At 69.7% G+C, this 26,007-nt stretch carries 23 protein-coding genes; 13 read left to right on the top strand and 10 right to left on the bottom strand.

All coding sequences use genetic code 11. The features are described from left to right. Positions 1-556: 556 nt before the first annotated feature. A complete protein-coding gene (locus Scani_RS34455; RefSeq protein ID WP_159481622.1) occupies positions 557-835 on the bottom strand; it encodes a glutaredoxin family protein in 279 nt (92 codons plus the stop codon). Between the two features lie 393 nt (positions 836-1,228). Here Scani_RS34455 and Scani_RS34450 point away from each other — a divergent pair, with 393 nt between their 5' ends. The 4 genes from Scani_RS34450 to Scani_RS34435 are packed head-to-tail and all read left to right on the top strand — an operon-like array spanning position 1,229 to position 6,046. Beyond that, entirely contained in the window at positions 1,229-2,002 is a 774-nt protein-coding gene (locus Scani_RS34450; protein ID WP_159481621.1) for a redox-sensing transcriptional repressor Rex, read from the top strand. Beyond that, positions 1,999-3,366 (top strand): glutamyl-tRNA reductase, encoded by a 1,368-nt coding sequence (locus tag Scani_RS34445; RefSeq protein WP_159481620.1) that lies wholly within the window; start codon positions 1,999-2,001, stop codon positions 3,364-3,366. Before Scani_RS34450 ends, Scani_RS34445 begins: the two co-directional genes overlap by 4 nt. Then, positions 3,363-4,391, top strand: coding sequence for a hydroxymethylbilane synthase (gene hemC, locus Scani_RS34440; RefSeq protein WP_159481619.1), 1,029 nt, complete (start codon positions 3,363-3,365; stop codon positions 4,389-4,391). Before Scani_RS34445 ends, hemC begins: the two co-directional genes overlap by 4 nt. Next, on the top strand, positions 4,388-6,046 hold the full coding sequence (locus Scani_RS34435) for a bifunctional uroporphyrinogen-III C-methyltransferase/uroporphyrinogen-III synthase (protein WP_159481618.1): 1,659 nt from the start codon (positions 4,388-4,390) through the stop codon (positions 6,044-6,046). Before hemC ends, Scani_RS34435 begins: the two co-directional genes overlap by 4 nt. 134 nt (positions 6,047-6,180) lie before the next feature. On the opposite strand, the gene bla is transcribed toward Scani_RS34435, so the two are convergent. After that, positions 6,181-7,131, bottom strand: a complete 951-nt coding sequence (bla, locus tag Scani_RS34430) for a class A beta-lactamase (RefSeq protein ID WP_159481617.1) — start codon at positions 7,129-7,131, stop codon at positions 6,181-6,183. Positions 7,132-7,298: 167 nt separating this feature from the next. Here bla and Scani_RS34425 point away from each other — a divergent pair, with 167 nt between their 5' ends. From Scani_RS34425 to Scani_RS34410, 4 genes are all read left to right on the top strand, one after another. Beyond that, positions 7,299-8,228, top strand: coding sequence for a LysR family transcriptional regulator (locus Scani_RS34425; protein ID WP_246296480.1), 930 nt, complete (start codon positions 7,299-7,301; stop codon positions 8,226-8,228). After that, complete coding sequence (locus Scani_RS34420) at positions 8,225-9,121, top strand: serine hydrolase (RefSeq protein ID WP_174872785.1); 897 nt, start codon at positions 8,225-8,227, stop codon at positions 9,119-9,121. The genes Scani_RS34425 and Scani_RS34420 overlap by 4 nt, the downstream gene beginning before the upstream one ends. Positions 9,122-9,193: 72 nt before the next feature. Beyond that, on the top strand, positions 9,194-10,183 hold the full coding sequence (hemB, locus tag Scani_RS34415) for a porphobilinogen synthase (protein WP_159481615.1): 990 nt from the start codon (positions 9,194-9,196) through the stop codon (positions 10,181-10,183). A gap of 151 nt (positions 10,184-10,334) precedes the next feature. Beyond that, positions 10,335-10,520 carry a CsbD family protein gene (locus tag Scani_RS34410; protein ID WP_159481614.1) on the top strand — a complete coding sequence of 62 codons (186 nt, stop codon included), beginning with the start codon at positions 10,335-10,337 and terminating at the stop codon, positions 10,518-10,520. Positions 10,521-10,711: 191 nt separating this feature from the next. On the opposite strand, the gene argS is transcribed toward Scani_RS34410, so the two are convergent. Beyond that, complete coding sequence (gene argS / locus Scani_RS34405; RefSeq protein WP_159481613.1) at positions 10,712-12,487, bottom strand: arginine--tRNA ligase; 1,776 nt, start codon at positions 12,485-12,487, stop codon at positions 10,712-10,714. 175 nt (positions 12,488-12,662) lie between these two features. Between argS and lysS the strand changes: the two genes are divergently transcribed. Further along, a complete protein-coding gene (gene lysS / locus Scani_RS34400) occupies positions 12,663-14,387 on the top strand; it encodes a lysine--tRNA ligase (protein WP_159481612.1) in 1,725 nt (574 codons plus the stop codon). 124 nt (positions 14,388-14,511) lie between these two features. Continuing rightward, positions 14,512-14,736 (top strand): hypothetical protein, encoded by a 225-nt coding sequence (locus Scani_RS34395; protein ID WP_159481611.1) that lies wholly within the window; start codon positions 14,512-14,514, stop codon positions 14,734-14,736. A 740-nt stretch (positions 14,737-15,476) separates the two neighbouring features. On the opposite strand, the gene Scani_RS34390 is transcribed toward Scani_RS34395, so the two are convergent. The 3 genes from Scani_RS34390 to Scani_RS34380 form a co-directional block, all read right to left on the bottom strand. Further along, positions 15,477-16,721, bottom strand: a complete 1,245-nt coding sequence (locus Scani_RS34390; protein WP_159481610.1) for a DUF2637 domain-containing protein — start codon at positions 16,719-16,721, stop codon at positions 15,477-15,479. A 148-nt stretch (positions 16,722-16,869) separates the two neighbouring features. Then, the gene (locus tag Scani_RS34385; RefSeq protein ID WP_159481609.1) at positions 16,870-17,574 is read right to left on the bottom strand and encodes a DUF3558 family protein; all 705 of its coding nucleotides are present in this window, start codon (positions 17,572-17,574) and stop codon (positions 16,870-16,872) included. Positions 17,575-17,780: 206 nt separating this feature from the next. Further along, positions 17,781-18,710, bottom strand: coding sequence for a hypothetical protein (locus tag Scani_RS34380; protein WP_159481608.1), 930 nt, complete (start codon positions 18,708-18,710; stop codon positions 17,781-17,783). A gap of 162 nt (positions 18,711-18,872) precedes the next feature. Here Scani_RS34380 and Scani_RS34375 point away from each other — a divergent pair, with 162 nt between their 5' ends. Beyond that, a complete protein-coding gene (locus Scani_RS34375; RefSeq protein ID WP_159481607.1) occupies positions 18,873-20,129 on the top strand; it encodes an RtcB family protein in 1,257 nt (418 codons plus the stop codon). 64 nt (positions 20,130-20,193) lie between these two features. On the opposite strand, the gene tgmC is transcribed toward Scani_RS34375, so the two are convergent. The 4 genes from tgmC to Scani_RS34355 form a co-directional block, all read right to left on the bottom strand. Further along, positions 20,194-21,429 carry an ATP-grasp peptide maturase system methyltransferase gene (tgmC, locus tag Scani_RS34370; RefSeq protein WP_159481606.1) on the bottom strand — a complete coding sequence of 412 codons (1,236 nt, stop codon included), beginning with the start codon at positions 21,427-21,429 and terminating at the stop codon, positions 20,194-20,196. Further along, positions 21,426-22,391 (bottom strand): ATP-grasp ribosomal peptide maturase, encoded by a 966-nt coding sequence (tgmB, locus tag Scani_RS34365; protein WP_159481605.1) that lies wholly within the window; start codon positions 22,389-22,391, stop codon positions 21,426-21,428. Before tgmB ends, tgmC begins: the two co-directional genes overlap by 4 nt. Continuing rightward, entirely contained in the window at positions 22,391-22,651 is a 261-nt protein-coding gene (gene tgmA / locus Scani_RS34360) for a putative ATP-grasp-modified RiPP (RefSeq protein WP_159481604.1), read from the bottom strand. Before tgmA ends, tgmB begins: the two co-directional genes overlap by 1 nt. A gap of 1,267 nt (positions 22,652-23,918) precedes the next feature. After that, positions 23,919-24,347: a hypothetical protein gene (locus Scani_RS34355; RefSeq protein WP_159481603.1), complete on the bottom strand. Its 429-nt coding sequence runs from the start codon at positions 24,345-24,347 to the stop codon at positions 23,919-23,921. Between the two features lie 130 nt (positions 24,348-24,477). Between Scani_RS34355 and Scani_RS34350 the strand changes: the two genes are divergently transcribed. Next, complete coding sequence (locus Scani_RS34350; RefSeq protein ID WP_159481602.1) at positions 24,478-25,305, top strand: helix-turn-helix domain-containing protein; 828 nt, start codon at positions 24,478-24,480, stop codon at positions 25,303-25,305. Next, positions 25,302-25,502: a DUF397 domain-containing protein gene (locus Scani_RS34345; protein WP_159481601.1), complete on the top strand. Its 201-nt coding sequence runs from the start codon at positions 25,302-25,304 to the stop codon at positions 25,500-25,502. The genes Scani_RS34350 and Scani_RS34345 overlap by 4 nt, the downstream gene beginning before the upstream one ends. Positions 25,503-26,007 lie beyond the last annotated feature (505 nt).

Raw genomic sequence — 26,007 nt, 5'->3', positions numbered from 1 at the left:
GACATGGCGCTAGCGTAGCCAGTTTGTTCGGTGCTTCCGGTTACGGGCGCGTGTCAGGAGGGCCTGGAGAGAGGGAAGTGTGCATTACGGCCACCTCTGCGGGGCCTTAGGGGGCGGGCGAACACTTCCCGTAAGGGGAGGAACAGCCCCCTGCGGGCCACAACGTGGCGGGGGGAAGGGGTATTCCGGGGGTGGGATACGGCGTGGCCCGGGGGTGGGTCACGGCGTGGCGGGGGGGCGAGCCCGAGGGGGCTGCAGCGTGGCGGGGAGGGGGAGCCCGAGGGGGCTCTGCAACGCGTGGCGCGGAAGGGGTCCAGGGGGAGGCGGTGGTCCGGGCTCACGTGTTCAGGGCCATACGTAGGTGTGTCTCGCGTCGGCGCGCCTGGAGCGGTTCGGGCTCACGCGTCCGGGGCTGTGCGCAGGTGTGTTTCGGGTCGGTGCGCCTGGAGCGGTTCGGGGCCAGGCGCGCAGGGCCGTACGTAGGCGTTTCGGGGCGGTGCGCCGGGAGCGGGTCGGGGCCGGGTGCCCGGGGCGGTGCGCCGGGAGTGGGCCGGGGTCAGGCGCCCAGGGCTGTGCGCAGGCGTTTCGGGTCGACGCGCCAGAAGTCGTGCTGGGCGCCGTCGACGAGGATGACCGGAATCTGCTCCCAGTACTTGCGGTGCAGCTCGGCGTCCTCGGTGATGTCCTTCCTCTCCCAGGACGCGCCGGTCTCCGCGCACACCTTCTCGATCACGGCCTGGGCGTCGTCGCAGAGGTGGCAGCCCGGCTTGCCGACGAGGGTGACCATCCGGTCGGCGGGGTTCTTGCGGGGGCTGCGGCTGAACAAGGGGGCCATGGGCCCATTGTGCCGGGTCGCTGTGGCGGGGCGGGCGGGCCGTACGGGCCGGGTCCGGACCGGGCCGCCGGGCCGGACGGCGGGGCGCGCCCGGGGCCGTCCGGGTCGATTACCATCGGTGGGCGATTTGTAGGTTTCCGGGGGTATAGCGGTGAGGAGTGAGGGCGCGTGCTCCCGTGGCTGCTGCCGTGTTTCGCAGGTGGCGCGAGTGAACGGCGTGACGTGGGAGTTGGTTCCGCGGAGGCTTGTAATAGGCGCGTGACCCCCATCACTTTGGGCGGACAAACCGGACACCATCTTTGTGCACGCGTTCACAAAGACATAGCCTGCAGAAGACAGGGCGGTCGGGTTCCATGCGGTCGCCCGCAGCCCCGCTCTACCCGCAGGAGCACCGTGGCAACTGGCCGAACTCACCGACCGGCGACCCGCAGCCGAGGCATTCCCGAGGCCACCGTCGCCCGGCTTCCGCTGTATCTGCGTGCACTGACCGCGCTGTCCGAGCGCTCGGTCCCCACGGTCTCCTCCGAGGAACTCGCAGCCGCGGCCGGGGTCAACTCAGCCAAGCTGCGCAAGGACTTCTCCTACCTCGGCTCCTACGGGACCCGCGGTGTCGGCTACGACGTGGAGTACCTCGTCTACCAGATCTCGCGCGAGCTGGGGCTGACGCAGGATTGGCCGGTTGTCATCGTCGGTATCGGTAACCTCGGCGCCGCGCTCGCCAACTACGGCGGCTTCGCCTCCCGTGGCTTCCGGGTCGCCGCGCTGATCGACGCCGACCCGGCCATGGCCGGCAAGCCCGTCGCGGGCATCGGGGTCCAGCACACGGACGAGCTGGAACACATCATCGAGAGCAACGGCGTCTCGATCGGCGTCATCGCCACGCCGGCCGGGGCCGCACAGCAGGTCTGCGACCGGCTGGTCGCCGCCGGTGTCACCTCGATCCTCAACTTCGCGCCGACCGTGCTGACCGTCCCCGACGGGGTGGACGTGCGCAAGGTCGACCTGTCGATAGAGCTGCAGATTCTCGCCTTCCACGAGCAGCGCAAGGCGGGCGAGGAGGCCGGGCCCGACAGCGGTACCCCGGCCGCGGCCGTCCGTGCCGCTGCCGCCGTGGCGGGCGATCGTAAGGGACCTGACGGGGACATGCCCGCCGTGATGCCGGCATGACCCTCCTGGTCGTCGGACTGAGCCACCGCAGCGCGCCGGTGAGCGTGCTGGAGCGGGCCGCGCTCGCCCCGGAGGCGCGCGGCAAGCTGCTGCAGGACGCGGTGTCGGCCGAACCCGTCACCGAATCCGCGGTGCTCTCCACCTGCAACCGCATCGAGCTCTACGCCGACGTGGACAAGTTCCACGCCGGTGTCGCCGAGCTCTCCACCCTCCTGGCCCGCCACAGCGGCGCCGGCCTGGAGGAACTCACCCCTTATCTCTACGTCCACTACGAGGACCGCGCGGTCCACCACCTCTTCTCGGTGGCCTGCGGCCTGGACTCGATGGTCGTCGGCGAGGGCCAGATCCTCGGGCAGATCAAGGACGCACTGGCCGTCGCCCAGGAGCTGCACACCGCGGGACGGCTGCTGAACGACCTGTTCCAGCAGGCGCTGCGGGTCGGCAAGCGCGCCCACAGCGAGACCGGCATCGACAAGGCCGGCCAGTCGCTGGTCACCTTCGGGCTGGAGCAGCTCGCGGGCGGCCAGGACGTCGGGACCTGGGCGCGCGGCAAGCGGGCGCTGGTCATCGGCGCCGGTTCGATGTCGTCGCTGGCCGCCACCACCCTCGTACGGGCCGGGGTCGGCGAGCTGGCCGTCGCCAACCGCACCGTCGAGCGGGCCGAGCGGCTCGTGCAGATCCTCACCGAGCCCGGCGGGCCCGGCGCGGCGAACGGGCTGCGCGCCCGTGCGGCCGCCATGACCTCCGTCCCGGACGAGCTGGCGCTCGCCGACATCGTGGTCTCCTGTACCGGCGCGACCGGTCTGGTGCTGGCCGGCGAGATGGTCGCGGCCGCGCGCGAGGGGAACCCGGCGCCGCTGGCGCTGCTCGACCTCGCGATGCCGCGGGACATAGACGCCGCGGTCCACCGGGTCGAGGGCGCGCATCTCGTCGACATCGAATCGCTGGCCGACGCGTCCGCGGACGCGCCGATGGCGGCCGACGTGGACAAGGTGCGCGGCATCGTCTCCGACGAGGTGGCCGCGTTCGGCGCCGCACAGCGGGCCGCGCACATCACCCCCACCGTGGTCGCCCTGCGCACCATGGCGGCGGATGTCGTCACCGGTGAGATCGCCCGGCTCGACGGCCGCCTTCCCGATCTGGACGACAAGCAGCGCGCCGAGATCACCCAGACAGTGCGCCGCGTCGTCGACAAACTCCTGCACGCGCCCACCGTCCGGGTCAAGCAGCTCGCCAGCGAGCCCGGCGGCGCCGGGTACGCGGACGCCCTGCGGGAACTCTTCGACCTCGACCCCGAGACGGTCGCCGCCGTCAGCCGGGCCGACACGCGCGCCGACAGGCACGATGCACGGGAGCGGGCATGACCGACAGCACTACGAGAGCACTGCGGCTGGGCACGCGGCGCAGCAAGCTCGCCATGGCCCAGTCCGGACAGATCGCCGAGGCGGTCCGCGAGCTGACGGGGCGCCCCGTCGAGCTGGTGGAGATCACCACCTACGGCGACACCTCCCGTGAGCACCTCGCGCAGATCGGCGGCACCGGCGTCTTCGTCTCCGCGCTGCGCGACGCGCTGCTCGCCGGGGAGATCGACTTCGCCGTCCACTCCCTCAAGGACCTGCCCACCACGCAGCCCGAGGACCTGGTCCTGGCCGCGATACCCGTACGGGAAGACCCCCGCGACGCGTTGATCGCCAGGGACGGGCTCACCTTCGAGCAGCTGACCGCCGACGAGGACCGGGTGGCCCGCATCGGGACCGGTTCCCCCCGGCGGATGGCGCAGCTCAACGCCTGGGCCAGGGAGCTGGGCCGGCGTGTGGAGACCGTGCCGATACGCGGGAACATCGACACCCGCATCGGCTTCGTCGAGAAGGGGGAACTGGACGCGGTCGTACTGGCCGCTGCCGGACTCACCCGGATCGGCCGGATCGACGAGGCGACGCAGCTGCTGTCGCCCGACGTGGTTTTGCCCGCCCCCGGCCAGGGGGCACTGGCGATCGAGTGCGCTGCGGTCAACGTGGATCTCATCGCCCGGCTCGCCGAGCTCGACGACCCGGACACCCGGGCCGCCGTGACCGCCGAGCGTTCCCTGCTCGCCGCCTTGGAGGCCGGCTGTTCCGCACCCGTCGGGGCGCTGGCCGACCTTTCCCCAAGCTCTCGACTCCGCTCGAGCACGGGGGGCCCCAAGGCCGACGAGCAGGCTGTCACCGAATTGCATCTGCGTGGTGTCGTCGGCACGACCGACGGCAGCACGCTGGTGCAACTGTCCACCACCGGGCACGTACCCGCCTCTCCCGACGACGTGTCGGCCCCGCTGAAGCTGGGCCGTGAACTCGCCGTCGAGATGCTCGCAAAGGGTGCGGCCGGTCTTATGGGGGAGCGAGCACTTTGAACCCCACCGCCCCAAACCACTCCGCCTCCGGTCAGGTCACCTTCCTGGGTGCCGGGCCGGGAGACCCGGGTCTGCTGACGCTGCGTGCCGTGGAGGCGCTGGCCTCCGCGGACGTACTGATCGCCGACCCGCAGGTGCTGGACGTCGTGCGCGTGCATGCCCGCGCACAGGTCGACACACCACTGCAGACATCAGCTGACGAGGCGTCAATCCCCGTCACCCCCACAGGCGTTTCTCCCCTGCGGGACACCGCCAATCTTGTCATGGCGGCCGCCCGCGCGGGCAAGCGGGTCGTACGGGCCGTCCCCGGGGACCCCGGGCTCGACGGCGATGTCGCCGAGGAGATGCTGGCGTGCGCCGCCGAGGGGATCGTCTTCGAGGTGGTGCCCGGTATCGCCGCGGCCGTCGGCGTGCCCGCGTACGCCGGTGTGCCGCTGCGCGACGCCGAGGGCACCGACGTGCGCTTCATCGACGCCCGCAGCGCCGACGCGCGCTGCTGGTCCGAGGTGGGTGCCAGTGACGCCACCGCCGTCGTCTCCACCACCCTCGACTCGGTGGCCGCGGCCGCCGGGGAGCTGGTGTCCGGGGGCCGCAAGCCCGACACCCCGATGACGGTCACCGTCGCCGGCACCACCACCCGCCAGCGCACCTGGACCGCCACCCTCGGGTCGGTCGCCCAGGTGCTCAAGGCCGCCAAGGTGCTGCCCTCGGCGAACGGCGGCCAGCCGGTCATAGCCGTGGTCGGTGAGCGCAGTGCCGCGGCCCAGCGCGACCGTCTTTCGTGGTTCGAGTCCAAGCCGCTCTTCGGCTGGCGGGTGCTCGTGCCGCGGACGAAGGAGCAGGCCGCGTCGCTCTCCGACCAGCTGGTGTCGTACGGCGCGGTGTCGCACGAGGTCCCGACCATCGCCGTGGAGCCGCCGCGCACCCCGCAGCAGATGGAGCGCGCGGTCAAGGGCCTGGTCACCGGCCGCTACGAGTGGATCGCCTTCACCTCGGTCAACGCCGTCAAGGCTGTCCGGGAGAAGTTCGAGGAGTACGGCCTGGACGCCCGCGCCTTCGCGGGGATCAAGGTCGCCGCGGTCGGCGAGCAGACCGCCAAGGCGCTGGTCGCCTTCGGCGTGAAGCCGGACCTCGTGCCGAGCGGTGAGCAGTCGGCCGCCGGTCTCCTGGAGGACTGGCCGCCCTACGACGCGGTCTTCGACCCGATCGACCGGGTCTTCCTGCCGCGCGCCGACATCGCCACCGAGACCCTGGTCGCCGGGCTGATCGAGCTGGGCTGGGAGGTCGACGACGTCACGGCCTACCGGACCGTGCGCGCCTCGCCGCCGCCGGCCGAGACCCGTGAGGCGATCAAGGGCGGCGGTTTCGACGCGGTGCTCTTCACCTCCTCGTCGACCGTGCGGAACCTCGTCGGCATCGCCGGCAAGCCGCACAACGTGACCGTGATCGCCTGTATCGGCCCGGCCACCGCCAAGACGGCCGAGGAGCACGGGCTGCGGGTGGACGTCATGTCCCCCGAGCCGTCCGTGCACAAGCTGGCCGAGGCCCTCGCGGACTTCGGCGCGGCGCGCCGCGATGCCGCGCTGGAGGCCGGGGACCCGGTCACCCGGCCGAGCGAGCGGCGGCCCGGGTCGCGCCGGAGAGCGCGTAGCTGAGCCACGGCCGTACGACGCAGAAGGGCGCCCCTCTTGGGGGCGCCCTTCTGCGTCACTGCTTGCGGGCGGGCCGTGCCGCGGCTGCCGGGCCGGAGTGCCGGGACCGGCGCGCCTCGGACACGCCCGGCGCTCGGCTACCGCAGCGAGTCGGCGACCACGGAGGCCGCTTCCGCGATCAACTTGTTGTCGGGATCCGCGTCCTCGTCGGTGCGGTTCGAGAAGATCGCCACGACGAGGGGCGCGGCGTGCGGCCGCCAGATCACGGCGATATCGTCCCGGCCGCCGTAGTTGCTGCCCATTCCGGTCTTGTCACCGACCACCCAGTCCTTGGGCACGCCGGCCCTGATGAGCTCGTCGCCGGTGGTGTTGGTCCGCAGCCACGTGGTGAGCTGAGCGCGTTCCGCTGTGCCGAGGGCATCTCCGAGCACGAAGGTGCGCAGGTCCTCGGCGAAGGCCCGCGGCGTGGTCGTGTCGCGCGTCGAGCCCGGATCCCACGTGCTCAGGTCCGTTTCGTAGCGCTCCATGTGCGTGACGTCGTCGCCGAGGCCCTTGAGCACGGCGTTCAGCTTCTTCGGGCCGCCGAGCTCCTTGAACAGCAGGTTGGCCGCGGTGTTGTCGCTGTAGCGCACGGCGGCGTCGCACAGTGCGCGCAGGGTCATCCCGGACGCGACGTGCTTCTCGGTCACGGGAGAGCTCTCGACCAGGTCCTTCTTGCTGTACTTGATGGTCTTGTCCATCCCGCTCAGGGAGCGCTTGCGCAGCACGGCGCCGGCTTCGAGTGCCTTGAACGTGGAGTTGTGGGCGAACCGCTCGCCGTCGCGGTAGGCCACCACGCGTCCGGTGCCGGTGTCGACGGCGTGGACGCCGAGACGGGCGCCGTGGGTGCGCTCCAGCTTCTGCAAGGCGTGGACGTAGGGCTGCTTCGCCGCGGGGGGCCGTGTCCTCTCCTCGGACGCGGACGCGGACGCGCCGGCAGGCTTGGACGAGTGGTCGCGGGAACCGCCCTCGCCGCAGGCCGTGAGCGGGATGAGGGCGAGGGCGACGAGCCCGCTGAGAGCACAGCGGTGGGCACGGGTGTGCTGCATGGTCTGAACCTCCGGTCCTGCCCCGGCGCGCACGGCACGGGGAGTGGGCAGCCGGGCTCACTCGGGGATCCGGCCGTGGCGGGCAGGGTCACCTTCGCCGCCCGGCAGCTATGCGGTCCAATACGCTGATGCGGGGTTCCATGCTGATTCGGCATGGGGCGGAAGGCATGCCGTGGGGCGGGGAGGGGCGCGCTGTGGATCTGGTGGGGGCGTGTCGTGCGTTCGTCAGCGTGAGCGAGTACGGCAGTTTCACCGTCGGAGCGGCGGCTGCCCGGATGTCCCAGTCGGTGGCGAGCCGCCGCGTCGCGGCCCTGGAGGAGCGCTTCGGGGAGCGGCTGTTCGAGCGCACCGCGCGGCAGGCCGTCCTCACCCCCTTCGGCCGGGACATGCTGCCCGTGGCCCGTCAACTGCTGCTGACCGCCGATGTTCTGGAGCACGAGGCGGCAGCCGCCAAGCGCAAACCGTGGCGGCTCGCCGTGCCCGATGTGTGCTCCGGCGCCGGCCTGGCACGGCTCGTCGCCGGCGCACGGCGGCAGGGCATGACGCTCGACCTGCGCGTCGCGGCGCCCGCCCGGCGGACGGAACTCATCCGCTCCCAGCAGGTGCGGGCGGCGCTGCTCGCGGTCGCGCCGGACCAGGCGACGTGGTCGGTGCCCCTGGGGCTGGCCGCCGCCGAGGACCCCGGGGTGAAGCGCCTCTACCTCGACACGCTGCGCCGCGGCCGGACCACCACCGGCCCGGCCCGTCGCATCTGGATCCAGCCGGAGGACGACGTGGCGCACATCCGCGACCCGCTGACGCGCTTGCGCGATGCCGTCGGCCTGCAGCCCGCACAGCTCGCCGAGGCGGCCGACCTCACGGCGGCCGCGGCCGAAGTCCTGTGCACCGGGGACCTGTTGCTGTGCTCCCCGGCGCAGGCCCGCGCGTTCGCCCTGAGCTGGCGCCCCATCGGCGAGGCTTCCTTCGCCCGCGGGTACGCCCTGAGCGCCACCGCGCCCGGCGATCCACAGCTCATCCGGACGCGTCTGGGCGAGGCGATAGCCGACTGCCTCGGCGTATCCGGTCCACCGCACCCCGGCAACGCGGAGGTCGCGTGAACACCGAGGCACTGTTGCGCGACATGCGCCGCCAACTCGACGACGGTGGCCTGCGCGCCTGTCTGCTCGTCCGGGATCTGCACACCGGGCAGGAAGTGGGGATCGAGCCGGACGCCGAGCTGCCCACCGCCTCCCTGGTCAAGGTCCCCCTCGCACTCGCGACGATCGAACGCATCCGGAGGGGCGAACTCGACGGAGCCACCGCGCTCGACGTACAGCCGGGGCGCATCACCACCCCCGGGCCCACCGGCCTGAGCCGCTTCCGCCATCCCGCCCGGATCGCCCTCGACGACCTGCTCTATCTGAGCACCTGCGTCAGCGACAGCACCGCCGGCGACGTGCTGTTCGGCCTCACCCCGCCGGCCCGGGTCACCGCCCTCCTGCACGAGTTCGGCCTGCGCGGCATCACCGTCCGGCACACCTTGCAGGAGCTGGCCGACACCCCCGAGGAACGCCTCGATCCCGCACAGGCCCACCTTGCCCACGCCCTCGCCATCGGCGCGGGCGCACACGGACACCGGGTGCCGCAACTGGACATCACCCGCGCCAACAGCGGCAGCGCACACGCCTACGTCGAACTGCTCCAGGCCCTGTGGACACCGTCGTCGATCCCCCCGGAGACCGCCGAGCGGGTCCGCGGTCTCATGGCCCACAACGTGATGCGGCACCGGCTGACGCCGGACTTCAGCTCCGATGCCACCACCTGGTCCGCCAAGACCGGCACCCTCCTCAACCTCCGCCACGAGATCGGAGTGGTCGAGCACAGCGACGGCCGGGCGTTCGCGGTCGCCGTCCTCACCGAGTCGCTCGTGCCCGCCAGCAAGCAGCCCGGCGCCGACGCCCTGATGGGACAGGTCGCCCGCGCACTCCGTGATCACCTGCGGCAGCTGTGACGGATCCGCGGGCCCGGCCGGCCGACGACACGTCGGCAAAGGCAGGCGCACAGCGGGCGTAGCGTGAGCGGTATGACGAAGTACGGAAGCTTCCCAGGGGCGCGGCCGCGCCGCCTGCGCACCACTCCCGCCATGCGGCGGATGGTCGCGGAGCACCGGCTGCACCCGGCGGACCTGATCCTCCCGGCGTTCGTACGGGAGGGCATCAGCGAGCCGGTGCCGATCTCCGCGATGCCGGGCGTCGTCCAGCACACCCGCGACACGCTGCGCAAGGCCGCCGCCGAGGCGGTCGGGGCCGGGGTCGCCGGGATCATGCTGTTCGGGGTGCCGGAGGACGCCAAGAAGGACGCCGCGGGTACGGCGGGCACCGACCCCGACGGGATCCTGCAGCTCGCCATCCGTGACGTGAAGGAGGAGGTCGGCGACGACCTCGTCATCATGTCGGACCTGTGCCTGGACGAGTACACCGATCACGGCCACTGCGGTGTCCTGGACGCCGGGGGACGGGTCGACAACGACGCGACGCTGGAGCGCTACGCCGAGATGGCGCAGGTCCAGGCCGACGCGGGCGTCCATGTCGTGGCCCCCAGCGGCATGATGGACGGGCAGGTCGGCGTCGTCCGTGACGCGCTCGACCAGACCGGCCACGAGGACACCTCGATCCTCGCCTACACCGCGAAGTACTCCTCCGCCTTCTACGGGCCGTTCCGGGAGGCCGTCGGATCGTCGCTCCAGGGCGACCGCAAGACCTACCAGCAGGACCCGGCCAACCTCCGCGAGTCGCTGCGCGAGCTGGCGCTCGACCTGGAGGAGGGCGCCGACATGGTGATGGTCAAGCCGGCGCTGCCGTACCTCGACGTGCTGGCGAAGGTCGCGGACACGGTGGACGTGCCCGTCGCCGCGTACCAGATCTCCGGTGAGTACGCGATGATCGAGGCGGCCGCCGAGAAGGGCTGGATCGACCGGGACAAGGCGATCCTGGAGGCGCTGACCGGCATCAAGCGGGCCGGCGCCGACATGATCCTCACGTACTGGGCGACGGAGGTGGCGCGGGGGCTGTGAGCGCCCCCGGCCGCCCGTGCCGCCGCGAAGCTCCCGTCCCGGGTTCCGGGGCGGGAGCTTCGTTTGTCACAGGACCAGCGTTTTGTCCGTCGCTCGCCGGGCACGTGCCGAGTGTCAAGGAAGGCCCCGACCGACTGAGGAGCGGGTAACCATGACTGCCAAGCGCAAGATGCAGGCCAAGGGCGCACAGGTCATCGGCGCCATGAAGGAAGCCGTCGGCCGGGCCACGCACAACCGCAAGCTGGAGGCCGAGGGCAAGGCCGAGAAGTCCGCCGGGCACGGGCTGGACGCGGCCGAGAAGACCAAGGACGCGGTACGCAAGCCCTGGCAGCACTGACGGCGCCGCCCGGCCGCCCGTCGGCTCAGCCCGCCACGGCCCGCGCGGGCACGTGCCCGGAGACCTGAACGGCCCCGTACCACACCTGTGGAGTACGGGGCCGTTGTGGCAGGAGCGTGGGCGACGGCGGGACGCGCGGACGGCCGGGCGACGCGCGCGGGTCGGAGCCGCTCGGGTCCGACCCGCTCGGGTCAGAGCCGCTCGGGCGTCCGGATGCCGAGCAGCGCCATGCCCTGGTGGAGGGTGCGGGCGGTCAGCTCGCACAGGAACAGCCGGTTCGCGATCTGGTCCGTGCCGCCCTCGGCCTTCAGGACCGGGCACTGGTCGTAGAAGGTCGTGAACAGCGAGGCCAGGCCGTAGAGGTACGCGGCGAGCTTGTGCGGCTCGTACGACGCGGCGGCCTCGGCGAGGGTCTCGCCGAACTGGTCGAGGTGCAGGCCCAGCGCCCGCTCCGCCGGGGCCAGCGGCAGCTCCGGGTGCGCCGCGGGGGCCGTGTCACCGGCCTTGCGGAAGATCGACCGGATCCGGGCGTAGGCGTACTGGAGGTACACCGACGTGTCGCCGTTCAGCGAGACCATCTGGTCCAGGTCGAACTTGTAGTCCCGGCTCGCCGACGTCGACAGGTCCGCGTACTTCACGGCGCCGATGCCGACCTGCGCACCGTTGCCGGTGATCTCCTCCTCGGTCAGGCCGATCGGCTCGCCCTTCTCCCGGACCACCGCGGTCGCCCGGTCGATCGCCTCGTCCAGCAGGTCCACCAGCCGCACCGTCTCGCCCTCACGGGTCTTGAACGGCTTGCCGTCCTTGCCCAGGACCGTGCCGAAGGCCAGCTGGACGGCGTGCGTCTTGTCGTTCAGCCAGCCGGCCCGGCGGGCGGTCTCGAAGACCATCTTGAAGTGCAGGGACTGCCGGGCGTCGACGACGTAGAGGAGGGTGTCGGCGCCGAGGTTCTGGACCCGGTCCCGGATCGCGGAGAGGTCGGTCGCGGCATAGCCGTAGCCGCCGTTGGACTTCTTCACGATCAGCGGGACGGGGTTGCCGTCCGGGCCCTTGACGTCGTCGAAGAACACGCAGAGGGCACCCTCGGAGCGCACCGCGACGCCGGACTCCTCCAGCAGCCGGCAGGTCTCCTCCAGCATGTCGTTGTAGCCGGACTCGCCGACGACATCGGGGTCCTGGATGTCCATGTCGAGCTTGTTGAAGACCGAGTAGAAGTAGATCTTCGACTCGTCGACGAACCGCCGCCACAGGGCGAGCGTCTCCTCGTCGCCGGCCTGGAGGTCGACGACCCGGCGGCGGGCCCGCTCCTTGAACTCCTCGTCGGAGTCGAAGTGCGCGCGCGAGGCCTTGTACAGCCGGTTGAGGTTCGACATGGCCTCCTCGCCGGAGACCTCGCCGCCCTTGTGGTCCAGCTCGTGCGGGTGCTCGATGAGGTACTGGATGAGCATGCCGAACTGGGTGCCCCAGTCGCCGATGTGGTGCCGCCGGACCACCTTCTCGCCGGTGAACTCCAGGATCTCGACCATCGCCGCGCCGATCACCGCCGACCGCAGATGGCCGACGTGCATCTCCTTCGCCACGTTCGGCTGGGCGTAGTCGATGACGGTCGCACCGGCACCGGCGGTGTACGGCACGCCCAGGCGGTCGTCGGCGGCGCGCGCGGCGAGGGTCTTGACGATCGCCTCGTCGGCGATGGTGATGTTGAGGAAGCCGGGTCCGGAGACCTCGATCTCCTTGATCACCGCACCGCTGTCGCCCGTGGGGATGCCTGCGACGACCTGCGCGGCCAGCTCCCGCGGATTGCCCTTGAGCTTCTTGGCCAGCGCCAGCATGCCGTTGGCCTGGAAATCGGCCCGGTCGCTTCGGCGCAGCAGCGGGTCCGCGGTGCCGGCCTCCGGCAGGGCTGCCGAGAGGGCGTCCGCGACGCGCTGGTGGACCGAAGCTGCGAGCGAAGTGACCGAGGCCATGAAGATGAGCTCTCTTCCAGAGGGAGGTGTCGCTGGAGTGGAAAGGGTTTGCCAACGAGTATCCCACGGCACTACCACTGATTTTTCGTCTGGGACAATGGGCACCGTCAGGCTTTTGTGCGCCCGCGCGCCAGACGGCGCAACGAGGAAGCAACAGGAAGAGGAAGGGCCGATCGTGGCTCAGCAGAGCACCGAGACCGACTGGGTCTCCAGGTTCGCGGACGAGGTCATTGCCGAGGCGGAGCGCCGCGCCCCCGGCAAACCGGTCGTCTGCGCCTCGGGCCTGAGCCCGTCCGGCCCGATCCACCTCGGCAACCTCCGCGAGGTCATGACCCCGCACCTGGTCGCCGACGAGATCCGCCGCCGCGGGTACGAGGTCCGTCACCTCATCTCCTGGGACGACTACGACCGGTACCGCAAGGTCCCGAACGGGGTCGAGGGCGTCGACGGCTCCTGGGCCGAGCACATCGGTAAGCCGCTGACCGCGGTGCCGGCCCCGGCCGGTTCGGCCCACCCGAACTGGGCGGAGCACTTCAAGGCCGCCATGTCCGAGGCCCTCGCCGAGCTGGGCGTCGAGTACGACGGCATCAGCCAGACCGCGCAGTACACCTCCGGCGTCTACCGCGAGCAGGTCCTGCACGCGATGAAGCACCGCGCGGACATCGACGCGATCCTCGGCCAGTACCGCACGAAGAAGGCCCCGGCCAAGAAGTCGCAGAAGCCGGTCGACGAGGCCGAGCTGGAGGCCGCCGAGGGCTCGGGCGCGGCCGCCGAGGACGACGGCAGCGGCGGTTCGGCGGGCTACTTCCCGTACAAGCCCTACTGCGGGCAGTGCGAGAAGGACCTGACCACGGTCACCTCGTACGACGACGAGACCACCGAGCTGGCCTACACCTGCACCGAGTGCGGCTTCGGCGAAACGGTCCGGCTGAGCGAGTTCAACCGCGGCAAGCTGGTCTGGAAGGTCGACTGGCCGATGCGGTGGGCCTACGAGGGCGTGATCTTCGAGCCGTCCGGTGTCGACCACTCCTCGCCGGGCTCGTCGTTCGTCGTCGGCGGCCAGATCGTCCGGCAGATCTTCGACGGCGCGCAGCCCATCGGCCCCATGTATGCCTTCGTCGGCATCAGCGGCATGGCCAAGATGTCGTCGTCGCGGGGCGGGGTGCCGACCCCGGGCGATGCGCTGAAGATCATGGAGGCGCCGCTGCTGCGCTGGCTGTACGCCCGCCGCAAGCCCAACCAGTCCTTCAAGATCGCCTTCGACCAGGAGATCCAGCGGCTCTACGACGAGTGGGACAAGCTGGAGGCCAAGGTCGCCGACGGCACCGCGCTGCCGGCCGATGCCGCGGCGTACTCCCGCGCGGCCCGCACCGCCGCCGGTGAGCTGCCCCGTACCCCGCGCCCGCTGCCGTACCGCACGCTCGCCTCGGTCGCGGACATCACCGCGGGCCATGACGAGCAGACGCTGCGCATCCTGAGCGAGCTGGACCCGGACAGCCCCGTCACCTCGCTGGACGAGACCCGGCCGCGGCTGGCCAAGGCCGAGTACTGGATCAACACCCAGGTCCCGGCCGAGCAGCGCACCATCGTCCGCGACGAGCCCGACGAGGAGCTGCTCGGCACCCTCGACGAGCAGGCCCGCGGTTCGCTGCGGCTGCTGCTCGACGGCCTCGACGAGCACTGGTCGCTGGACGGCCTGACCACCCTGGTCTACGGCGTCCCGAAGGTCCAGGCGGGTCTGGAGCCGGACGCCAAGCCCACTCCGGAGCTGAAGGTGGCGCAGCGGGCCTTCTTCGCCCTGCTCTACAACCTGCTGGTCGGCCGGGACACCGGACCGCGGCTGCCCACCCTGCTGCTGGCCGTCGGCGCCGACCGGGTGCGCAAGCTGCTCGGCGGATGACGGGCCGTCGGAGCGCCGCTGCCGTGGAGTCGTAGACACCCCGGCCCGGTCTCCGACCGAGGGATGAGAAGGGTTCGGCCCCGGGAACGAGGACTCCCGGGGCCGGACCCTTCACGCTGGAGCCATGAGGGGAATCTTAGGTTTCATCATCATGATCCAGGGCGTCATGGGATTCATCGGGCAGGTCTTCTTCGACCACGCCTGGGGACTGCTGCCCCACTGGTTCGATCTGCCGTCGGTCGCCTATGCCGGCCTCTTCGCGGCCGGTGCGGCGCTGGCCGTGTGGGGGGACGTGGACAACAAGCGCAAGGCGAAGCAGGGGAAACAGACGGGGGCCGGGGCGGTCTAGGGGGCGTTCGACGGCGAGGGGCGGAGCGGCCGACGCCGACGCCGCGCAGGCACAGCGGTTCGGGCACCTGCCTCGACGGCCGGTCCTCCCGACGGGCGGCCGGCCGTTCCGCGTTCGCGGTCACGTCAGTGCGGTGGCTTCTCCTCGATGTCCATGGGCGGTTGCCCGCCACCCGCCTCCTCGCCAACTGCTTCCGGAACCCGCCGACATAAGCCGCTCACGAACGAAGCCACGGGTATGCGGTGCAGCCCGGATTTTCCGTTCCCTGTCCGCTCGGGTCATTCGGGGGGCACGTGCCCGTGCCGGGGGAAGTGCAGTCGCGGCCGGGGGCATCGGGGCAGGGCGCGCCGGGCAGTTGCGATGCTGAGGCCGCTGCGTTGCCGGGCGCGCTCGCTGACGCCGCAGGTGCCACGCCTAGCGCGATCGACGTGGAAACGGCTGCGGCCAGAAGTAGTTGCGTGATGATTCGGAACATACTGTCACCTCAAAACTCGCTGTTTCCGCTCGGCTTCGACCAGCTGCTGCTGGGCCACGGGAGCGAGGCGTCGTCTTGAGGAGAGAGTGCTGCCTTGCCTAAGACGAAGCGTCACTCCTCGCGCGGGGGCAAGTGATCGCTCGTCGGCAACCCCCTTCCATTCTGGTTTCCGCTCAAGGACTTCGCCACTGGGCGGGATACGGCAAGGACACTGACACGCTGCCGTGCACCGGACACCCGGATTGCAAGGTACCCGGCGGGTGCGTCACGCGATGTGCTCGTCCATCAGCTCCGCGTTGAGGCGGTCGCTGAACTGGTCCACGTAGCGGTTGAGGTCCCGCGACTGCAGGCGGATCCCGTACTGGGCCTCCAGGTTCGCCGCGAACGCGCCCGGAGTCGGCATGCCCTCGCCCTCTATCGAGTGGCGGAACACCTGGTACAGGTCCTCGTCGGTCGGGGCCGCGGCCGGTGCCGGAGCGGGCTGCGGGCCCGCCTGTGGGGTGCCCTTGCCGAGCGGGCGCGTCCCACCGGCACCGTTCGGCACCGGGACCTGCGGCTCGGGCTCGGGCGGGCGCGGCGCCGGTACCGGGACCTGCTCGCGCGTCGGCATCTGCTGATACTCGTCGTACGAGGCCCGGTGCTCCTGTTCGGGGAGGTACCCCGGGTCGTAGTCACCCCGGTACGTCACCTGCTGCGGCGCCGCGAACCACTGGCTCGGCAGCTCCTCGGCCTCGGCCGGCTCCTGCGTCCGCGGCTCCGGCTCCTGGTGCTCAGGCTCCACGGCGGGTGTCACCAACTGCGGTGGCGCCGGCAGCAGCTGCGGTTCGATGCCCGCCGCGGCAAGCCCCGCGGGAGCGGTCTGGGCCAGCGGCACCCCGTACCGGGCGAGCCGCAGGGGCATCAGGGACTCCACGGGAGCCTTGCGGCGCCAGCTCCGCCCGAACCGCGAACGCAGGCGTGCCTGGTAGACGAGCCGTTCCTGCTCCAGCTTGATCACCGCGTCGTAGGACCGCAGCTCCCACAGCTTCATCCGCCGCCACAACAGGAACGTCGGGACGGGTGCCAGCAGCCAGCGCGTGATGCGCACACCCTCCATGTGCTTGTCCGCCGTGATGTCGGCGATCCGCCCGACGGCGTGCCGGGCGGCCTCGACGGTGACGACGAACAGCACCGGGATGACGGCATGCATGCCCATGCCCAGCGGATCGGAGGCCGCCGCGGCGTTGAACGCCACCGTCGCGACGGTCAGCAGCCACGCCGTCTGCCGCAACAGCGGGAAGGGCATGCGGATCCACGTCAGCAGCAGATCCAGCGCGAGCAGGACGCAGATGCCCGCGTCGATGCCGATGGGGAAGAAGTAGGCGAAGGAGCCGAAGCCCTTCTTGATGGCCAGTTCGCGCACGGCCGCGTAGGAGCCGGCGAAGCCGATGCCGGCGATGACCACCGCGCCGGTGATGACCACTCCGATGAGTATCCGGTGCGTGCGTGTCAGCTTCAGTGGCGCGGCCACCCTAGGACCCCTCCCAGTCGGTCTGTTGCGAGCGACAGCCTGGCACATGCCCACGGGCGGGCGGGGGCCGGTAGGGGCGGAGCTCGTCGAGGGGCCGGGAGGTGCTGCGGCGCCCGGGCCGCAAGGGGCCCGGGCGGCATCGGGTGCGTCAGCCCTTGGCCTTGGTGGCGGAGGCGACCGCCTCCTTGGCGGCGGCCTGGGCCTGCTTGAGCAGGTCGGCGCTCTTGGGGGCGTCCGCGCCCGCCAGGCCCGCGCCGTTGTAGTTGATCGTCACCACGATGTTGGAGGTCCGGGCGACGATCGTGGTGTTCTTGAAGTTGGTGTCGTCCCGCTTCACGTCGTAGGTGATCGCGGTCGCCTCGTCGCCGGTGCCGGAGGTCCGGACGGTCGAGAGCTTCTTGGCGTTCTTGGTGGCCTTCGCCTCGGCTATCTGCTTGGTGGAGAAGTCCGTGGCGCGCTTCTCGCCGCTGCCGACGCCCGGGTCGGAGTCGTAGCGCTGGAAGCCGATGTCCAGCCAGCGCCACTGGGTGCCGTCGACGCCCTTCTCGTCCGAGCTGGTCCAGGAGCAGGTGCCGTGGGAGTCGTTGTCCGTGGACTTGCCCCGTTCCCCGGAGGCGTCCTTCGCCTTGGGCAGCATCTTCTTGATGGTGTCCTTGGAGAACGCCTCGCACGGGTTCGGCAGCGTCTTGAACTTGGCGGGTGCGACGGTCGGCGAGGGCTTGGCCGGTCGGCTGGGGGCGGAGGAGGCGTCACCGGAGCTGTCGCTGTCCGAGCCGGAGCAGCCGGCGACGAGCAGCACCGGTACTGCTGCGCAGGTGAGAAGGCTGGCGAGTCGCTTGGCTGAACGGTGCATGGTTCCTTCGCTGTTCGTCGTCGGTTCGGCGGGCACGGCCGTGGTGGTGGCCGTGGGGCCCGCCCCGCCTCGCGTACGGGGCAGGGCTAGACGGCACGGTACGCGGCGTGGCGCGATGGGTGACCGATTCATGTCGATGAGCGCAACGCCTAAATCGGGCGTTTCTTCTTCACGGCCGACAAGGCGGTCAATGCGCTCGATCCGGACTATTCGCTGAGGCTGTCGGACAGCTCGGTGGCCAGCGAACGGGCCTTGTCCTGCAGTTCCTGGCTGTCCGGCAACATCGACTTGTCCGTGGACCACTGGTCGTAAGTGAGCTGCACGATCACGTTCGACGTGCGAAAGACCACAGTGACGTCGCGGTGCACGCCGGAGTCCGCTGTGACCAATTTGTCATTGAGGAAGGCCGCGTCGCCGAGGTCGTCCAGGACGCGCGGGGCGGTGGACCCGCTGGGGTCCGCGCTCGGGTCGGACGACTGCGAGGGGCTCCCGGACGGGGCCTTGCCCACGCCGTCCGAGGAGCTCTTGTCCTTCGCGTCCGTGCCCTTCGAGGGGCTCTTGTCCGCCGGGACGCTCTTGTCCGCCGCGCCGTTCGTGACGGGGCCTTCGCCCTTGTCCTTGGGCTTCGAGGCGGACGGGGACGGGGTGGCGGGCGAGGGGGAGCCGTCGCCGCCGGACGGTATCTGTGCGGCCAGCTCCTTCTTGTCGTAGATCCCCTGCGCCTTGTCGTCGTCGCTGACGGTGGAGTCGTAGGAGACCACGCGCTGGATGTCCAGGCTCAGATGGCGGGTGCCCGCCGTCGTCTCGCGGGTCCAGTGGCAGCCGACGCGGCGGTCGGTGTCATAGGTGATGTCGGCCTGGCCGCCGTAGATCTTCTTGGCGTCGGCGCTCGACAGGGCCTGACCGTCGCCGGGGAGCATGCCGCGGATGACGCTGCGCGAGGGCAGGCCGCAGGCCTCCGGGAGGGTCTGGTAGCGGCCCGGCTCGGCCGCCTGGCTCGACGTGGCGGTGCCGCCGCCCTTGGCGTCGGCGGCGTCGCCGTCGGGGCTGGAGTCGCCGCTGCAACTGGCGAGCCCCGCGGTCAGCGCCGCGGCCACCGCCAGTGCGGCAGCGGGTACGAACGGCTTCCGTGGCATCGTTCGCGGCTCCTTCCCCTACGAAATGCGGTTGCCGCCGGTCGGCGGCCGATGGACACAATGTCTATCGCACGTCTTGCCGCAAACGCCGGTTCGCCGTCCAAGATCGGATAAATTGTCCGGCTTTTGCGTTTTTCATAAATTCGGGGGAATGGGGAAGTTATGTCGTACGTCGAGGTGCCCGGTGCCCAGGTGCCGATCCGGATGTGGACGGATCCGGCCACGGTCGAGGGCGTCGCGATGCAGCAGCTGCGCAATGTCGCCACCCTCCCGTGGATCAAGGGTCTGGCCGTGATGCCGGACGTCCACTACGGCAAGGGCGCCACGGTCGGCTCGGTCATCGCCATGCACGGTGCGGTCTGCCCGGCGGCGGTCGGTGTGGACATCGGCTGCGGAATGAGCGCGGTGAAGACCTCGCTCACCGCCGATGACCTGCCCGGCGACCTCTCCCGGCTCCGCTCGAAGATCGAGCAGGCGATTCCGGTGGGCCGCGGGATGCACGACGATCCGGTCGACCCGGGGCGGCTGCACGGCTACCCGACGGCGGGGTGGGGGGACTTCTGGTCGCGGTTCGACGGGGTGGCCGACGCGGTCAAGTTCCGTCAGGAACGCGCGACGAAGCAGATGGGATCGCTGGGAAGCGGTAACCACTTCATCGAGTTCTGCCTCGACGACACCGGCGCGGTGTGGCTGATGCTGCACTCCGGCTCCCGGAACATCGGCAAGGAACTGGCCGAGTTCCACATGGGACAGGCGCAGAAGCTGCCGCACAACCAGGGCCTGGTCGACCGCGATCTCGCCGTCTTCATCGCGGACACCCCGCCGATGGCGGCCTACCGCAACGATCTGTTCTGGGCGCAGGAGTACGCCAAGCACAACCGGGCCGTGATGATGGCGCTCTTCCAGGACGTCGTCCGCAAGGAGTTCAGCAAGGCCCGGCCGACGTTCGAGCCGGTGATCTCCTGCCAGCAGGAAGATGCCGAAGGTCAGATGAGGACCGTCGAGTACCGCCCTGGTGTCATCAGCTGCCATCACAACTATGTCAGCGAAGAGCGGTACGAGGGTATGGATCTGCTGGTTACCCGGAAGGGAGCCATCAGCGCGGGCTCGGGGGAGTGGGGGATCATCCCCGGCTCCATGGGTACGGAGTCGTACATCGTCCGTGGCCTGGGCAACCCGAAGTCGTTCAACTCGGCCTCGCACGGTGCCGGCCGAAGGATGAGCCGGAACGCTGCCAAGCGGAAGTTCTCGACGCGGGACCTGGAGGAGCAGACGCGGGGTGTGGAGTGCCGTAAGGACTCCGGCGTGGTGGATGAGATCCCGGGTGCGTACAAGCCGATCGGTCAGGTGATGGAGCAACAGCGGGACCTGGTGCAGGTGGTCGCGAAGCTCAAGCAGGTCATCTGCGTAAAGGGCTGAGTTCAGCTCTCCACGTGATCGACAAGCCCCGGACTGGATGTAGTCCGGGGCGTGCCGGTGCTGGTCAAACAGGAAGCGGCTGGTGCTCGTGCCGCCAGCGAAGACCTGGTTTGTCTCCAATCCAGTAGGAGCGGGCCTCGGTGGTGATCTGTTGCCCGCCGATCCAGTAGGCGTGTGCCTGGGCGCTGACTTCCAGCCGGACGGCGCTGATGCCTGGTGAGCCGACATTCCGCCATGCGTCGAGCGCGCTTTCGATGGCGTCCCAGATCTCTACTGGGCCGCCCTGCCGCACGATCCACCCGTCGTCGTCGGCGGTCAGTGCGGCGAACGCCTCGCGGCCTGAGTCGAAGAGGTAGACCGTTTCGCGGCAGTCGCTGACGGCCCGCACGAGCTGGGCTCCGGGGGCTGCGAGCTGTGCCAGGAAGGCGGGCATCCAGTCGTTGAGGACCTCGGGGGAGAGGTGTGTCCGCCGCTCACTCTTCGCGTAGGCGGCGCGGGCGGAGAGGTCTCCGGAGAAGGGGGTGAAGGCTTCCGCTCGGGCGGGCATGAATGAGGCGCGGCCGATGATCCGGCCCTCTGCCGTGCCGTCTTCCTTCACGGTGAGCTTTGCCAGGCCGGTGCCGTAGGACCAGGAGCTAGGGCCCACTGTGGCCAGGATGATCCCGCCGGGCTTTGTCTGCCGGACCCAGGTGTAGGGAATGCGGCGGACCGCACAGGTGCCGATGATCCGGTCGTACGGTGCGCGGCGGGGGTGTCCTAGGAGTCCGTCACCGGTGACGGTCCAGGTTGAGTACCCGGCCTCTTCCAGGGCCGCATCCGCTCGCTCCGATACCGAGCGGTCCACTTCCACGCTGGTGACGTTGTCTTCTCCCAGACGGTGGCACATGAGGCCCGTGGAGTAGCCCGTGCCCGTACCGATTTCCAGGACGTTCATGCCCTCCTCCACGTCCAGGGATTCGAGCATCCCCACGACGGTGGACGGCATGGTGGAGGAAGAGGTGGGAAAGCCGGTCATGGGTCCGTCGGCTGTGTCGGCCGTGGTCTGGCCGTCGAGCTGCGTCACCCAGGTCTCGTTCTGGTAGATGAGGGCCAGTCGCTCGTCTGCGTCGGTGGCCTGGGTGATGGGGGTGTACTGGGTGATGCCGTTGGGGCCGGCCTCGTCTTTGAAGAACGACGTGAGGAACAGTTCCCGGGGTACGGATTCGACGGCCTTCCGCCATGCGGGGGTCTTGAGGACTTCCCCGTGTTCGAGGCGGTCCGCTAGAGCGCGGCGGAGTGTTGCGGGGTCGGTGTGGGTCATGGGGTGGGTCCTTGCTCCAGGAGGTCAGCGAACGCGGATGCGATAGGGAGCCCGGTCTCGTCTTCGAGCCAACCCCACTGGCCGTTGGGATTCAGCTCCAGCCAGTGGAGGTCACCGTCACGGGTGATGCACAGGTCATAGCTGCCAGAGGCAAGGCCGAAGAGATCCAGGTGCTCTGCCAGGGCGCGTTTCACCTGGGGGGAGAGGGTGGTGGGCTCGTAGCTGAGCTTGCTGTAGTCGGCTCGCCAGTCCAACAGGTCGGAGTCGATGCGGATCGCGAACACCTTCGGGCCGACGACGACCACGCGAATGTCCGCCACCTTGTCCACGCGTGCTTGGAAGAGGTGTGGGACCACGGCCACGCTCTCGTCCACCTCATCGGCGGTGACGGGTTCCGTCCAGGTGGTCAGCCCTACGCCGTCGCTACGCCTGTAGGGGGTCCAACGCAACGTCTTGTAGATCACTTGGTCGTGTTCAGCGATGAACCCGCGGATTTCGTCCAGGTCATTGGAGATCAGCGTGGGTGGGACGGTTAGGCCGACGCGTTCGGCCACGGCTAGTTGCAGGGGCTTGTGTTCGGCCGTGTGGTTTCGGAGTGGGTGGTTCACGTAATGGGCGTTCGGCAAGGCGTACAGGCTGCCGCCGAGTCCGTGACGGACCTGGGCCTGCGCGAATCGGGCGTCCGGGGCGTCGAGGTGGTCAAAGTGGGGCCAGGTTGGGCGCCGCCAGTACACGGACCGCACCCCCTCCAGGGCGGTATTCCTGGAGGGGGTCCGGAGGTGGCCGGCGGTAGATTCCGCCGAGGTGGCGCCGAACCGAGCCGAGAGTAAGAGGCCGTCGCCGATGTCGGAGGGGTCAAACCGCACGACGGGCACACCGCGCTTGTTCAGCTCGGTAATCACCATGTCGGCAGTGACGTCGTCCACTTCGGTGACGACCGCGACCGGTCCAGCGTCGATCATCAGTCCTGCTCGCTGTCCTGGTCGTGGTCGGTGTCGTTGCGGCTGTCCTGGTTGGTGGACTGCGGGCTGGTCTCAGTCCCCTTGCTGGTGCCGTGCTTGCCCATGTCGACCACTACGCCTTGCGTGTCGCGGAAGACAGTGGTCTGCGTGGTGGGATCGAGTTCGGCCGTGGCATAACCGGCCTGGTGCACGCTCGGGTAGGGGCGCATCCTGCTGACTCCCCAGGGAACGCGCTTAGGTGCCGTCGCAGTGGCCTGCATAGATATCTTTCTCCTCGTTCCTCTTGTGTTGTGGCCGCTCGGCTATCTCTTTTGACGGCCGGGCGGTATTACCCGTCCTTGTCGCCAGTCATCGGAAGTCCGGAAGGAATTCCATAAGTTGGCCGGCAGATGGACGGAGCTTTGGAGGTTTCTTTGGGGCTGGGCCTCGTGGTTCTTGTCTAGGGGCTTGAGGTGTGATGCTTCAGGCCGCCCCTGTGCAGCACAAGCGGCATGCTGTCCTGTTCTCCCGCAAGGCTTTGGTAAGCGATGTAACGACCACTTGCGGCAACTTGTGCCTACCCAGTGCCACGCAGTCTTGTGCCTTGTGATAGCTCCGGCCGCCCGCAACGTAGACCGCAGTGGTGACTTCGTCTTGATCGCTCATGCGCTTTCCCTGCGTTGGCATTCTGGCTGGTTGTGCCCGGCCCACCCCTACGACGGGCCGGGCACCCGCTATCGGTTGGGGCGCCGAGATGGAAGCGGCCCGGCGCCCCGGGAAGCCCCCGCCGATAGCGGAGTTGTGCCCCGCCCCTGCCGAGATTCCGAACGATGCGGGGGAACCTCATCCGGTGACATCCGGCAGGGGCGGGAGCTCAGTTGTCGGCCGTCACCGCGTAGCAGAGTACGAATCCACACGCTCCGCTGATGGCGATAATCAGCAACGGGCCAGCGAATGCGGCCACGCGGTGATAAAGGGTCCTCACGTCCTTCGCTCCTTATCTCGGCATCCGCGCACGCAGTCCTCCCAAGGGCACGGCACGTGTTTGGAACCGGGCGGGAAATAGACCACGCCCGACCGCACGTCCACTGCGCCGCCGTACTCCGTCCACCAGCCTTCAGGGCTGTTCGCGTAAGCCGTGCCCGCGAAGGGGTCCGCGCTACTCCTCACGGCCGGGGAGTCCATTACTCCCCCTTTCGTTCAACCGGTACGTCGTCGTGCTGAGGGTGCCGCCGCAGCAAAACCCGGCAGTCGATGGCCTTCGTCTGGTCGCCGCTCCGTTCGGAGACCACCAAATCAGCGCGTAGAAGCCGGCACTTGTGGCAGCTCACCGGCCCCACCCCCAACGCCGGTTCTCCCTCTCGACGCCCGGTCGAATGCGCTGCATGGTCGGGGTGAAAGACCGGTCGTCGTCGGCCCGCTCGTGCTCCGGCTTGTCATCCGCCAGGGAGCCCAGCGAGTCAGGGCACTTGGGGTCGCCGCACAAGCACTTGGGAAATACGAGCGCTGACCGGATCGGAGCGTCACGGTGGTCAGGGTTGTCGGCGTTCATTCCTTGGCCCCCTCCCAGTCCGTGACGCGTCGGTGGGGGTGCTGCCCGATGATCAGGTTGAAGGCCCGCACGGACCCCTCAGCGTCACGGGCATAGGCGGACGTGCGGCCGTTTGCAGCCGCCTTGCAAATCACACAGCCTTCAACGGGGACAGGCTCAAGGGCGGTGTTCTGGACGGCCGGAGCGGTCGTCGCTTCCTCGCTTCGGATCACTGCTAGCAACCTCTCCAGACCGGCCATGGTCGTCGTCAGGTTGGTGTGCGTCGGTGTTGCGTAGGGGCCCCTGCGGACACCAGCGGGGTAGAGAGCCCAACGGCTGAGCCACGTCTCGCCGGTCCCTGGGCGCTGCCGGACGCGACCCGCCGCTATGCGGGCGTCCAGCCCGCTCGTGCCATCTGCGGGCCGGTAGGTCGCTTCCTTGTGCATGCCGGGGGTCCTTCGCTTTCGCGGTGTCGCGCAATTGCATGTGGGACTGCACCCAGAGTGACCCCGGCGGCGTACACTCAACAGGTCTCAGGGGTTTCCAACGGACTTGGAAAGGTGGGGAGTCGGGCGTATGAGCGAACGGAAGCCGGAGCCTGTGAACGGCCTTGAGTGGTTCGGCAGGGAGGTGGAGGAGGCGTTACGGCACAAGGGAGCGACCCAGCAGGAGCTAGCCGACTTCACCGGCTACAAGGCTCCCTACGTATCGAAGGTCAAGAGCGGCAAGGCTCTCGCGTCGCCCCACTTCGCCGAACGCTGTGACCTGTTCTTCAACACGTCGGGCTACTTCGCGCGCCTTCTGGCCAGGGTGAGCAAGCACGGACACCCTGAGTGGTTCGTTCCGTACCTCAATCTTGAGGAGAAGGCCGCTCAGGTCCTCGACTTCTCGCCCTTTCTGATCATGGGCATCTTGCAGACCCCCACGTATGCCGAAGCACTGTTCCGCGCCGCCCACCCACGGGACTGCGACGACATGATCAAGGAGGAGGTGAACCTTCGCCTTGCGCGCCGGAGCGTCCTCGAACGACCGGAGCCACCGCTGTTGTGGGTGGTGCTCGACGCGTCGTGCCTGCGCCGGGAGGTAGGGGGCCGTGAGGTCATGCGTGGGCAGATGGAGCACCTGTTGCAGGTGGGCCAGACCCCCAACGTGACCGTTCAAGTCCTGCCGTTCGACTCGGGTGCCCCACCAGCCGCCGAAGCCTTTACGCTGCTGACGTTCGACGACGACGAAGACTCAGCGCCTGTTCTCTACTCGGAGGCGCAAGGACTGGGCCGCGTCATCGACTCAGCGTCTGTCGTGGCGACCGGCACGGATCGGTACGAGCGCTTGCGCGCTGATGCACTGTCCCCGGAACAGTCACTCCGCGCACTGCGCGAAGCGATCAAGGAGTACGCACAATGAGCAACACGCCCATTCGTTGGGTCAAGTCGAGCTACAGCAGCGGTGACGGTGGTCAGTGCATCGAGTGGGCACCGGACCACGCAGAGGTCACTGGCGAGTTCCTGGTCCGTGACAGCAAGGACCCGCGCGGCCCTCATTTGAGCCTGACCCGTGAGGGCTTCGCCGGGCTGGTGACCTTCGCTAAGTCCAACGGCTGATCAATACCCCGACGAACCCCGCCGCTCCTCTCCTCCGGAGCGGCGGGGTTCTTTGCTGTCTGGCATGAACTCCGGCACTTTTCGAGGCCGGCGCTTGGATGACCTTCGTCGCGTCGTGACCTGAGCCCGCGAAAGTCGGCCACGATGCGGCCGCGCTGTGACAAGCACCCGCCACGTGTGCCACCCGCGCCACAGCGGACCTTCGCCCCCTCTGCTCTGTTCTGGATCGGGTCGCGAACTGCGTGATGTCACCGCGGATTCGGCTCGGCCTGGGCTGCTGGCCGCGTGCGCCTGGTCGTGGTGGCTGTGGCGGGTGCTGCCGTGGTGTCGGCCTGGTGGTGCTGCTTCGGGCTGGTCGGGTTGCTTCCTGCGCTCCGTCGGCACGCTTACTGTCCTTGCGCGCTGAGCTGCCGGGGGCTGCCGAGAGCGGGGCGGTAGACAGGAGCGTCGGCGGCCTTCGGCCGCCAGCGCGCGCGGCCCGCGTAGCGGGCCGCCTTGATTCAGT

Source organism: Streptomyces caniferus (assembly GCF_009811555.1).
GTDB classification, from domain to species: domain Bacteria; phylum Actinomycetota; class Actinomycetes; order Streptomycetales; family Streptomycetaceae; genus Streptomyces; species Streptomyces caniferus.
The sequence above is the reverse complement of the archived record's forward strand: the minus strand, read 5'-3'. Positions and strand labels throughout refer to the sequence as shown.